The organism is Neisseria sp. S1 (assembly GCF_048060015.1).
Lineage (GTDB): Bacteria > Pseudomonadota > Gammaproteobacteria > Burkholderiales > Neisseriaceae > Neisseria > Neisseria arctica.
Genome location: NZ_JBLUPI010000007.1, coordinates 98,733 through 112,271, shown reverse-complemented (window position 1 = coordinate 112,271; position 13,539 = coordinate 98,733). Strand labels below are relative to the sequence as shown.

At 51.2% G+C, this 13,539-nt stretch carries 4 protein-coding genes; all 4 read left to right on the top strand.

The genetic code is table 11. The annotated features are described in order from the left end of the window. Window positions 1-143: 143 nt before the first annotated feature. Genes ACEPPX_RS06965 through ACEPPX_RS06950 form a run of 4 tightly spaced genes read left to right on the top strand, consistent with a single transcriptional unit; the run spans window position 144 to window position 13,524 of the window. Complete coding sequence (locus ACEPPX_RS06965; protein WP_416623466.1) at window positions 144-1,925, top strand: ShlB/FhaC/HecB family hemolysin secretion/activation protein; 1,782 nt, start codon at window positions 144-146, stop codon at window positions 1,923-1,925. Window positions 1,926-1,939: 14 nt separating this feature from the next. Continuing rightward, a complete protein-coding gene (locus ACEPPX_RS06960; protein ID WP_416623465.1) occupies window positions 1,940-2,461 on the top strand; it encodes a toxin-activating lysine-acyltransferase in 522 nt (173 codons plus the stop codon). Between the two features lie 57 nt (window positions 2,462-2,518). Then, the gene (locus ACEPPX_RS06955) at window positions 2,519-13,078 is read left to right on the top strand and encodes a hemagglutinin repeat-containing protein (protein ID WP_416623464.1); all 10,560 of its coding nucleotides are present in this window, start codon (window positions 2,519-2,521) and stop codon (window positions 13,076-13,078) included. Window positions 13,079-13,080: 2 nt separating this feature from the next. After that, entirely contained in the window at window positions 13,081-13,524 is a 444-nt protein-coding gene (locus ACEPPX_RS06950) for a hypothetical protein (protein WP_416623463.1), read from the top strand. Window positions 13,525-13,539: the final 15 nt, after the last annotated feature.

The following is a 13,539-nucleotide window of genomic DNA, read 5'->3' as shown; positions in this document are numbered from 1 at the left end:
AAATGAAATCGCGACTTCCCAATACCGCCCATTACTAAGTTTTAACCTTTTATTACCTGGTTCAGCATTTCAGCTCCACTTAATGTTAAATTATTTTTACAAATAAAATATATCTAACAACCAGATAAGTTTATTTAATAAATATGAAAACGCTAAACTCTAAAATCAAACCCTTAGCAACAGCTTTAGTCACCCTTACCTTACCAACAACTCTTTTTTCGGCTCCCATCGCTGCAGAATCAGAACATCAAGCCGCCGAAGTACAACAAAATCATTTTTTGCGCGAACAGCTGCGCATCGACCAGCAACAGCAACAATGGCAGCCTAGCCAAGATGTACGTTTAGATAGAAAAATACAATCACCTGCAACAACCCTGCCGGAGGAGGAGTCTCCATGCTTCCACATCCAACAAGTATTGCTTGATGGCGATAGTGCACAGCAATTTCAAGCAGACCTCAAAAAGTCATTAGATTCTCTCGGATTTAAATCCGGTATGTGCTTGGGGGCACAAGGAATCAACCGCATAATGTCATCTACCCAAAATACATTAATCGGCAAGGGTTATATCACCACCCGCATTTTGGCTGCCCCGCAAGACTTAAATAACAGTATCCTGACCTTAACTGTTGTCCCCGGACGTATAGGCAAACTATATGTGCAAGGAAATGAAAACAGCAATAATACCGCAGGACGCATTGCAAACTTTCAGAACGAATTTCCTATTTCAAACGGCCAAATTCTCAATCTCCGTGATCTGGAGCAAGGGCTGGAAAATCTCAAACGTATACCCACTGCGGAAGCCGACATCCGCATCGAACCGGCAGCAGCCCCCGACCAAAGCGACGTGGTGGTGCAATGGCAGCAGCGCCCTCTGCCCTACCGCCTGAGTTTCAGCGTTGACGACAGCGGCAGTAAGGAAACCGGCAAATACCAGGCCAATGTGACCTTCTCGGCCGACAACCCGTTTGGTTTGAGCGATTTGTTCTATCTTTCATACGGCCGCGATTTGGGCCATAAAGCCAGCTACACCGATAACGACGGCCACACCACCGGCAGCGGCAGCAAATCGCTGGCGGCACATTATTCAGTGCCGTTCGGCAACTGGCTGTGGGCGTTCAACCACAGCCGTTACCGCTACCATCAGGCGGTGGCCGGCGATAGTGAAAACTATGATTACAACGGTGAGCGCTTCAATACCGACATCGGCGTCACCCGCCTGCTTTACCGGGATGCCCACCGTAAAAGTCATGCCGGTTTGAAACTGTGGAAGCAGGAATCACACAGTTTCATCAATGATGCTGAAATTCCCGTACAGCGCCGCAAAACCGCCGGTTGGGGACTCAATCTGAGCCACAAGGAATACATCGGCAATGCCACCCTCAACCTTGGTGCGGCCTACAAACGCGGTACCGGCGGGGCCAACAGCTTGCGTGCGCCTGAAGAAGCCGTCGGCGAAGGCACTTCGCGCATGAAAATCCTCACTGCCGATGCCGATCTCAACCTACCCTTCTCCATCGGCAAACAGACTTTGGCCTACGACACCGCCGTACATGCCCAATGGAACAAATCGCCGCTGATACAGCTGGACAAACTTGCCATCGGCGGGCGATACACCGTGCGTGGCTTCGATGGCGAGATGACCCTGGCGGCCGAGCGTGGCTGGTATTGGCGCAACGATCTGAGCTGGCAATACCGGCCGGGACATTTGGCGTATATCGGTGCCGATGTCGGCCATGTGTCTGGGCCATCCGCGCCGAAATTGCTCGGTCAAACTCTCGCCGGCGGCGTGGTCGGTCTTAAAGGGCAAATCAAGGCCAGCGGCCAGCTTTATTACGATGTGTTCGCCAGCAAGCCGTTTAAAAAGCCCGCCGGCTTTCAAACGGCCAATACGGCATTGGGATTCAGTTTGAATTATTCGTTTTAATGAAAAGCAGATAAATGAAATTTGAAGATATAGATGTTGTTGCTCCGAGCCTGTTTCCTGATGAAATTTGGAATGAAGCAGAGGTTTTTGGCGCTATTACCTGGTTGTGGATGAAATCAAAAGCCTATTGCAACAGCCCTATCAACGAAATGGCTGCTTGGGTATTGCCCGTATTGAAAAATGGCCAGTTTGCCTTGTTTAGCCGCCATGCCCAACCTCTGGGTTATATCACGTGGGCCTACTTCGATGAGGCGGCTCAATCACGTTACCTGGAATCGAACGACAGCTTGCTGCAGAACCAAGATTGGAACAGTGGTGATTGCATGTGGTTCATTAATTGGTTTGCTCCCTTTGGACACAGCCGCCTAATAAAAAATATAACGGTTCAGCTATTTCCCCATCAATGCGCGCGTTCTTTACATCATAGAGGGGATGAACGCGGCATGAGAATCATGTTGTTTAAAGGGCAAGCCGTTGATGCTGTACAACAAGCTGCATGGGAGAAGGCTCACCCTATACGGCAAGCACCGTTTTAAACAATTATTTAGTATCTATTCCAATTATTCAAACGTCTATTTGAACAAAGCATTATCATGAACAAAACCCTATATAAAGTCATCTTCAACAAAAAACGTGGCCAAATGGTGGTGGTTGCCGAAAATACTACCCGTGAAGGTAAATCAGTTCAGGACAGCGCGGGTGGTACGACTTTAGCAAGGGGAACAACTCCGGTGTTGCATCTACCAGTTGTCTGTTTCTCGCTGATGCTCGCGTTCGGTTTGGCGTTGGTACTTCCCGCTCACGCCACCGGCATTACGGCCGACAAAGCCGCCCCGCAAAACCAGCAGCCCACCGTCTTAAAAACCGGCAACGGCCTGCCGCAAGTCAACATCCAAACGCCGACGGTCGGCGGCGTATCGATGAACCAATACCGCCAGTTCGACGTCGACGTCAAAGGCGCCATCCTCAACAACAGCCGCAGCAATACCCAAACGCAGCTGGGCGGCTGGATACAGGGCAATCCGTGGCTGGCCGGCGGCGAAGCCAAAGTGATTGTGAACCAAGTCAACAGCAGCAACCCCAGCCTGCTGAACGGCTACATCGAAGTGGGCGGCAAACGCGCCGAAGTGATCATGGCCAACCCCGCCGGCATTCAGGTGAACGGCGGCGGCTTCATCAACGCCGCCGGCGTCACACTCACTACCGGCAAACCAGTACTCAACAACGGCTACCTTGAAAGCTTTATCATACGCGGTGGCAGCATCGGCATTACAGGTAAAGGCCTTGATACGTCCGACAGCGACTACACCCGTATCCTCGCCCGTGCCGCCCAGGTCAATGCCGGCATTTGGGCGAAAGACTTGCAAGTGGTTGCTGGCAGCAACGACATCCACGCCGACGGCACGCATACCCCGGTTGCAGACGGCCAAACTACTGATACCCCCCAAATGTCCATCGATACCGGCAGCCTCGGCGGCATGTATGCCGGTAAAATCCGCCTTGTCAGCACCGATAAGGGCATCGGCATCAACAATGCCGGCCAAATCTTCGCAGGAGCGGGCGGCGTCACCCTCAGCGCCGACGGCAAAATCGGCAACAGCGGCAGCATCGTTGCTTCCGAGCAAAAGCAAAGCCATGCTGATAATGCGTCCGTCAGCATTCGTGCCGATGCGCTTGAAAACAGCGGCAGCATTTCTGCCCAAGGCAAAGCCGCCATTCAGACGGCCTCATTGAACAACAGCGGTCTGTTAGCCTCCTCCAACGAGCTGAACATCCGTAATAGCGGCGAAATCAGCAACAGCGGCCAAACCAGCGCAGCCCGCCTCGATATTGGAACAGACACTCTCCTCAACAGTGGCGACATCAGCCAAACCGGTTTGCAGACATTGACTGTAGATACCGCGACGCTCACCAACCGTAGCAACGGCCTGATCGGCTACACCCCGGCCGACAGCAGCACCGGCGACGGTTCCACCGATAACGGCAGTAATAACGGCAACGCCTCTCCTGCCCCCAGCACCGCCACTGGCGGAGGTGTCACTACTACCGTGCCGACTACAAGTATTCCTGTAACACTAGCCGCAGGCAGCATTACTGTTGTAGATAACCTAATTAACAGCGGCAGTATCAGTGCCAACGGCGAAACGGATGTGAACAGCCACAGCAGTCTCAGCAATCAGGGCATATTGAATTTGCATAACCTGAACGCAGGAGGACAAACATTCAACAATAACCAAGGCCAAATCGAAACCACTGATTTCCAAAGCGCAACTCAGGCATTCAGCAACCAATCCGGCCGAATCAGCGCCCATCATGGCATCAATATCGAAAGCGAGTACTTTGACAACAGCAAAGGCAATATAGCTTCCGGTGAAAGCACCGAAATCCGAACCAGTGAGGGTAACAACCGGCAAGGCAGCATTGCCAGCGCCGATGCACTCTATATCAATGCCGCAGCACTTTGGCAAAATCAGGCAGGCAAACTGCATGCCAATCAATCCATTACGCTGCAAAGCAAAGGCATTGACAATCAAGCCGGTGAAATCATCTCAGGACAAGATACCGTTTCGATTGATGGACAATCAGGCAGCCTTAACAACCAGCAAGGCCGCATCCAATCCACGGGAAATATCTCGCTGGCGGCAAGCGGCATCCAGAATACTGAAGGCACAATACAGGGACACAAACTGGATGTGCGCGCAGGCAACCAGCAAATCAACAATACACAAGGGAAACTGCTAAGCCAGACCGACTTGCAAATAAGCAGCGGTGCTCTAGACAATAGCCAAGGCCAAATTCTAGCCAATCAAAACATTACCATGGACACACAAGGTCGGCAACTTACCAATACCGATGGGCAAATCGGTGCTGGGCAGCAGGCTGAAATTCAAAGCGGAGCTTTACTGAACCAAAATGGGAGTCTGATTGCGCAGAAAGCCGCCTTGATTAACACGCACCAGAAAATATTGGACAATAGTCATACTGCTGGCAGCGGAGGCATTTATGCAGCCGACCTCAATATTCAAAGCGGCAGGATGAACAACGATGATGGCACAATAGCTGCTAAAACAGCCCATATCCAGGCAACCGAAAGCACCAACAACCAAGGCAGCATCGCTGTTGCTGAGTCTTTGCAACTCACATCCCGGACGCTGGACAATACTCAAGGGCAAATAACGGGCGGCGATACGCTGCTATCCTCCGGTGTTCTGACCAATCGACAAGGACATATACTCAGCACCGGCATGCTGACAGCCAATGTGACGGGCGACTTGAACAACCAAAGCGGCTTGATTGCTGCAAATCGGTTACTCAGTCTAAACAGCAACAATCTGGACAATCAAAACGGTGAAATAGGCTCCGCAAGCTCCACAACAACAATCAATAATAGCGGCAATCTACAAAATCGGAGCGGTCAAATCACGGCGGCCGATCAACTGCACATCCAAGCCCAGAAAATTGGCAATCAAAGCGGCATCCTGTCTGGCGGCCAGATAGCCCTCCATGCCCAAAAAGACCTGGACAACAGCCGGGGTCGTATTGTTTCGGGTGGTGAAACCACCCTAGCCAGCTTGGGTTTGAATAATCAGGCTGGTGAAATCAGTGTTAACGGACATCTGCATATCGACACCCAGCAACAACAACTCAATAATCAGAATGGCCGTATCAGCGCCATCACGCAAGCCGAGCTACAAAGCGGCGCGTTAAACAACAGCAGCGGCATGATACAAAGCAACGGTACGCTCAATATCGATACGCACGGCCATGCATTCAACAATCAGAACACCCGCAGCAACGGCGGCTTGTTGGCACAAGACTCCCTGTCGATCCATACTTCCTCGCTAGAAAACCAGCAAGGCAGCATATTGAGCGGTAATAACATCATTGTCGACAGCACGGCCATTTATAACCAAAACGGAGAAATCCAGACCATTGGCAATATGCAGCTTGCCAGTACCAACGAGCTAAATAACCAACAGGGGCTGATGGCTGCCGGAGAATCCCTTTCCATTCAAACAGCCTTGTTGGATAACAGCCGAACCCAAACCGAAAGCCAAGGCATTCAAGCCAACCACATAGACATCAACAGCCATAACCTGGATAACAGCCAAGGCAAAATCACTGCGACTGATACACTTTCTCTCAGTAATGGCAATCATCCGCTGACCACCCTCGAAAACCACACTGGTAAATTGTTTGCAGGCAACCAACTCAATTTGAGCAGCCAAACTCTGAATAACCTTGACGGCAAAATCATCTCTTTGGGCAACCTGAATGCCCATCTTGCCTCGGATTACCAGCAGCGTGGCGATATGGCCGCCTCAGGTAACGCAAATATTCAAATTGACGGCACACTGGATAATCGGGGCAATTTGCAAGCCGGCCAACAATTGCATTTGCAAGCGGACAAGCTTGACAACACAGCTACCGGAGCAATCAACGCCACTGACACACAAATTCAGATCAGCGGCACCCTAACCAACCAGGGCCTGATTGATGGTGCCGACACCGTGATTGCAGCGCAAACGCTCCACAATCTAGGAGAAAACGCCAAAATTTATGGCAATCACCTGGCTATTGCCGCCCAAACCCTGAATAACGACAATGAAAACGGTAAAGCCGGCACCATTGCAGCACGAAACCGTCTTGATCTTGGAGTAAAAAACCTCACCAACCGGGAAAATGCACTAATACTCAGCGATGGAGAAATGGTCATTGGTGGTGCACTGGACGAACGAAACCAAGCCATCGGCACAGCGGACACCATCCACAACAGCAGCGCCACCATCGAATCTGGTGGTGAGATGCAAATTTACGCCAAAGAACTGCGTAACACCAACGAGCACCTTAAGACCGAGCTGGTGGAAACCAGTCATGAACATATCGTCGAATACGGGGCACAAGGGCGCGATGAACGATTGCGCGAAGGCACTCAGACCGAATTGGGCTGGAGTATTTTTAACGATGAATCCAATCAGTTGCGCACTCCTGACGGCCAACGCCATGAAAGCTGGCATAAGTATGATTATTGGCGTATTACCCAGGAAACCCGTGTTACAGAAACTGCTCCGGCCAAAATTATTGCCGGTAACAATCTGACCATTAACGCCAGTGAATTGTGGAACAGCGACAGCCAAATCGTGGCTGGAGGCAAGCTGGCTGCTAATCTGCCTAAAGGCCAATTGTTTAATAAAGAATCCTTCGGCACTAAGATAACTCATGATTTGGGTTGCGCGGTCGAGAACGCAAATGCCGATGGTTGCCTGACCCGGCAACAAGCAACCGAGGCCGGGCTCAACATAAGCAAAGGGCACTGGAACAGCGAATCCTCTCCAGGCCTGCATTCTTACTGGCGTAACCACCAAAAAGGTCGGGATAGCACAGGCCACAACCGGGTAGATTACGCTCCGGCGCCGGAAATCAATAACCATATTTCCCTCGGCTCTTTTGCCTACCGGGAATATGCGGCTGTTACACCTGCAAACACCACTGAGAAACGCCAGGGTTTGCGCATCAACGCCGATGCGGCCACATCGGTCATAGACATCCCAAATCGTGCTACCACGGCCCAAACTATCACTGTCGAAGCCATAAAAACACAAAATGACAGCCAGCAAACAGTACGACAAACCAATGCAGCCACCGCTGCCGAAGTAGCCGTGCGTACCGGCACACCGGGCGCTACACTGCCGAACAGCAGCCTGTTTGCCATTAATGCCCAGTCTGGCAGTTATCTGATTGAAACCGACCCTGCTTTTACCAATTACCGCCAGTGGTTATCCAGCGATTACATGCTCAAAGCCTTGAACATTGATTCCGGAAATATGCATAAACGCTTAGGCGACGGCTATTACGAGCAACGCATGGTCACTGAGCAGATTCTGAACCTCACCGGCCAACGTTATTTGAATGGCCATAGCAATAATGAAGAACAATTCAAGGCCTTGATGGACAGCGGAATCACTGCTGCACAAGCTTTCAACCTCGCTCCCGGTATCGCCTTGAATGCAGAACAGATTGCTCGCCTTACCAGTGATATCATCTGGCTGGTTGCTCAAGATGTTACATTACCCGACGGTAGTGTCCAAGCTGTCTTGGTACCGCAAGTTTATGTCCGTGTACAACCGGGTGATATAGACGGCAACGGCGCACTACTCTCAGGCAGTGTCGCTGCATTGGATATAGGCGGCAACCTTGACAACAGCGGTACCATAGCCGCCCGCCAAGCCTTGCAAATTAATGCCGATACGGTTAACAACATCGGCGGCAGAATCCATGCTGCCCGATTGGCTGCCAATGCCGCCGAAGATATCAACAATATTGGAGGCAGCATAGATGCCGACAATACCTTACTGCTGCAAGCAGAGCGCGACATCAATCACCGCAGTACCAGTGCAAGCAACCAAAACGAACAAGGTTCGGTTACCCATCTTGATCGCTTGGCCGGCATTTACGTTTCTGGTGCAGAGAATGCGATTCTGCAAATGGATGCCGGGCGTAATATCAACCTTGCTGCCGCCGACATCGGCAATTCAGCAGTCAACGGTCAAACGTTGTTGCAGGCGGGTAACGAGATTGTACTGGGATCCGTGGGTACTGGCCGCCATCAGGAAAACCATTTTGATGCCGACAACCATATTATCCGTGACAGTCATACCGATATAGGCAGCACCATTCATGCACAAGGCGATATTACGCTGGCAGCTCAAAATAACATCAGTACCACAGCCGCCGATCTTTACAGCAGCGACGGCAAACTCAATCTGAGCGCCGGTAACGATATTGCACTGAATGCAGGCAACAGCAGCAACACGGTTGATGACGCCTCCAAGCATGTCGGACGAACCGGAGGAGGACGTAAGCAGACCAATATCAGCAATATCCGGATAGCTGAAGAAAATGCCGTTGGCAGCAATCTTGCCGCACGAAATATCCAGATTAGTGCAGGCAATGATTTGACGGTAAGTGGCAGTAACATTTTGGCACAAGAACAAACCCGTTTAGCTGCCGGACAAAATATTCATATTGATACCGTTACTGATACTACTCATCATGAAAACTTCCAGCAGGAAACACGCAAAGGCTTTACCGGCAGCCTGAAAGGCGGCATTGCCTCCGTCGGCTATGGCAAATCCAGCCAAAGCCTGCAACAAGAAGGCACAAGCCCAACCCTTACCCTTTCCCAAATCGGCAGCACCCAAGGCAACACAACCATTATTGCGGATAAGGCTCTCAATATCGAAGCAGGCCGTCTGAATGCCGGTCAAGACATAAACCTGCAAGGCAGCGAAGTCAACCTGACCGCAGCGCATATCACAGACAGCAACCATACCGAGCAGCAAAGCAAACAGAGCGGCTTATCCGTAGGGCTGGTTTATAACCCGCTCAAAGTAACCAAAGACGTTTACGACCAAACCATGGCCGGCAGCCAAAACAGCGGCAGCCTGGTCGGAAAATCCGTTACGCACGGCTTGGCCACATTTAAAGGCGCTACGTCTGTACAATCGCCTCTGGTTATCCGCGGAGGCCAAACCAATAGCGAGATCCGGCAAAATACCGCTTCGGAACAAGCCGTTACCGGAGAAATCACCGCAGGCCGCAACCTAAACATTATCGCTACCCAAAGCAGCATCAACAGCGAAGGCACTAAAATCTCCGCCGAAGGCAACGCCCTGCTGCATGCCCGCGACAACATCAACCTAGGATTCGCCACCGATAGCCAAAACCAAAACGCGCAAAGCCGCCGTAGCGGTTTCGCTATCGATACCGTCGACGTGCTGACTCCCGCCGGCACATTCAAAGACCGCGGCGACGGCCGGGGCGCACTGGCCAATACTACCGCTACCCGATTGTCCGTAGGCGGTACCGCCACCCTGCAAACCCAAAAAGGCGATATCAACATTTTAGGCAGCAGTGCCGTCGCACAAGAAGATCTCACCCTCAATGCCGCCCGCGATGTCAATATCCGCTCTACCCAAAACAGCAGCAACCTCAGCGAAACACAAACCGCCAGCGGCATCGGCTCCGCCCAAATCTCCGACACCGAATACTTCAGCGGCTGGATGAAAAACACCCGCAGCTCCCGCAGTAGCCAAGTAGAGCAAGTCAAATCACAAGTCGGCAGCTTGGGCGGCAATGTCAACATCCAAGCAGGCGGCAACTATACCCAACAAGTTGCGGATATAGCCGCGGCCAAAGACATCAACATCCGCGCGCAAAGCATCGACATCCTTCAAGACCACAACCTCGGCAGCAGCAGCCAATCTGAACGAGACCTTAAAATCGGTGCATTCGCCAAAGTCTCATCACCGCTCATCGACTTAGCCAATGCCGCCGAAGGCGCAGTAAAAAGCAAAGCCGACGACCGCACCCGCGCCCTCCAAGGGCTGGCCGCCGGTGCCCAAGCCTATCAGGCTTACGATGCCGCCAACAAAGTCGCCGGCGCAGCCGCCGATAACGCTCAAGCCGTACAAAAAGCACTGCAAAACGGCACTGCCGTCGACCCCAAAGACTTAAAACAAGGAGCCGTATTGGCAAAAGCCGAAGCCGGCATCGGCTTTAAAACCGCCAATTCCAGCCAAAACCAAAGCTACGCGCAAAGCCAAAGCAACCGCCTGTCTGCAGGAGGAAACGTCAACCTCCAATCCACCGCAGGCGATATCCGCATGCAACACACGCAGGTACAAGCCGGCGATACCCTCTCTTTGGATTCCGCCCGCGATATCATGCTCGAAGCCGGCCAAAGCCGGCAGCATGCAGACGGTAAGAACAGTAATGTCGGCGCATCTGTCGGCGTAGGCGCATCCGTAGGGGCACAAACCGGCGTATACGTTTATGCCGAAGCCGGTGTCAGCAAAGGCAAATACCGCAGCGATGCCCAAACCCACGAGAACACCACGCTCAATGCCGACCACATCCGCATCACCGGCAAAGGCGATACAACCCTGCGCGGTGCCACCGCCACCGCCCGCCGTATCGACACCGATATCGGCGGCAAGCTCCATATCGAAAGCCTGCAAGACACACTTTCTCAGGAAAGCAAACAAAGCGGTGCCGGCGTACGGGTACAGGTATCCCTCGGCACAGCTTGGGAAGCCTCGGGCAACTTCAACCAAAGCAACGGCAGCGGACAAAGCGCAACCGTCAACCGACAATCCGGCCTCTTTGCCGGAGAAGGCGGCTACCATGTCAAAGCCGACAGCGTCCACCTCAAAGGCGGCGCCATCGCCTCAACCGCACCAGCAGCGCAAAACGAGCTGACTGCCGACAGACTTACCTTTGAAGATATTCAAAACCAAAGCAGCTACAAAGCGTCAAATATCGGTTTGAGCGGCGGCTACGGCGGACAGCTCAATTCTGGCGAAGCCTTCAAACAAAGCGCATTAGGCAAATCATCCGCCATTGCCAGACAAAGTATGAACCAAGGAGCCAGCTTCGCCCCTACCCTGCCGCAATACGAAAGCGGCGGCGACAGCGGCACCACCTACGCCACCCTAAGCGAAGGCCGTCTGAATATCGGCGGTAAAGCAACCACCGCGCAGGAATTGGGCATCAACAGCGATGCGGCAGCCGCCCACCGCCAAATCGACGCCCTACCCGATATCCGCGAGGTGATGCAGAAACAGCAAACCGTTGCCAAAGCCACTGCCGACATCTTCTCCGCCGTACGCACCTTTAGCGGCAATATGGCTGCCGATGCCCTAAAAGAGCAAGAAGCCGCCCGCGCAGAAGCCCTGAATAACCTGTCGCCCGAACAACAAATGCATTACGCCAATCTGGACGACACAGGAAAAACCCTCTTTCTGCTAAACAATAGCGAAAACTTTCAGACGGCCTATGCAAAAGCCCGCGATTGGGGCGTAGGCGGCAGCAACAGCCGCGCCCTAAATGCCGCAACCACCCTCATTACCGGCGTATTGGGCGGACAAAGCGACCTGCAGGCAGCCGCCAACACCCTCGCCCCTTATGCCGCTGCCGCTATTGGACAGCAATTCGGCCACGGTGAAAACAAAAACGAAGCCGCCCAAATACTGGGCCACTTCGCATTGGGCGCGACCTTGGCCTACATTAACGGCAGCAACCCCGCATCGGGCGGCAGTGCAGCCGTAGCCGCCGAAAAAGCCGCACAATATTTGGTACAACAGTATGACGACGGACAAACCGCCCTCGACCCGGTAACGGGCGAATTCAACGCCAACCTGTTACCCGAGCATATCAAAGAAGAAATTAAATCGACTACCGGTGTAATTGCGTCTATCGTTGGCGCAACCGGAGACGGCGGCTCTGCCTTGGGTGCGCAGATTGGCGGGGTGATTGGGCAGAATGCGGTCGAGAATAACGATGTTGGTGCTTCTTTTTCTGCGTGGAGGGCTGAGCAAGAGCTGTTAAAACAAGACCCTAAAGCATACGCACAACTAAAGCGGGAACAATCGGAAATTCTAGACCAAGTTGCCCGTCTACTGATTACTCCTTATGGAGCGGGAAGAGATTACTATGAAGCAGAAGATTTAGCAGGAAAAGCTTTAGCCGTTGCAGCCGTTATTCCTGGCGAAAAGCTTGCTGTAAAAGGCTATGGCTTAGCTAAAAAACTATTGGCAGAGGCAGCAAGCCTGTATAAATCAGGTAAACTTATTGCTGGTGGAACCAAAGTTGAGCGAGCTATTGTAGAGTTACAACGAGGCAGAATCAACCAATGGAGTAAAATTGCAAATAAACCTGATGCTAATACCATTTACCGCTTTGATAACGGATTCCAATATGCAACAGACACCCAAAAGAGGGTAAAAGCTGTTTCTGCGGATTTGAAAATTGACCCATGGGATAGAAACACCTATCAGCAGCGTATTGCAGGAGGCTCATGCCGTCAGCAGTCGGATTGTGGTGGTCATTTGATTGCCTCAATGTTTGGTGGTCCGGGCGAAGGGATTAATTTAGTACCGATGGATGCTAAATTGAATGGCAGTAGTGGTGAGTGGTATAAGTTGGAACAACAATGGAAGAAAACGCTTGAGACTGGAGGAAGGGTGCAAGTGAAAATAGAGCCAATTTATACAGGAAATAGCAAACGCCCAGATGCTTTCAAAGTAACGGAAATGATAAACTCTGGTCGTCCAAAGGTTAGTACATTGAAAAATACACCCACAGGTAAATAAACATGAATGATCAAAAAATATATCAAGAATTAGGTAAGTTATTATGGTCAATAATGGATCACGATGCACAGATATTTTTTTGTGATGGCTATATTTATCCAGAAATTACATCTTATAGTTTTTCATGGATAGATTTTAATGGGCAAGAAAAATGGTTTGATTTTGATGACATTAGAAACAACGCCGGAGATGAAGTAACTGATTTAATAAAGACTCTCTCTAAAAATAAAATATTTAAAGAAAAATGGTCTCATTATAGAATTAGCCTAACAAATGAAGCTAAATTTAATATTCAGTTTTTTTATATTCCAGAAGAAGACCATTGGCCTGGCTTATATTCACGAGGTATCAGCGATTTAACTGAAGAAGAGGCTGAAAATATTTACTACGTCCCGAAAGAACTGTGGGAAGAACGCGTAAAATTAAAACGTCAGCAACAATCTTAAATTTATTCAAGGCCG

Coding starts and splice junctions, on each gene's coding strand:
- ACEPPX_RS06955 (WP_416623464.1), top strand. CDS start 2,519: ATGAACAAAACCCTATATAAAGTCATCTTCAACAAAAAACGTGGCCAA.
- ACEPPX_RS06960 (WP_416623465.1), top strand. CDS start 1,940: ATGAAATTTGAAGATATAGATGTTGTTGCTCCGAGCCTGTTTCCTGAT.
- ACEPPX_RS06950 (WP_416623463.1), top strand. CDS start 13,081: ATGAATGATCAAAAAATATATCAAGAATTAGGTAAGTTATTATGGTCA.
- ACEPPX_RS06965 (WP_416623466.1), top strand. CDS start 144: ATGAAAACGCTAAACTCTAAAATCAAACCCTTAGCAACAGCTTTAGTC.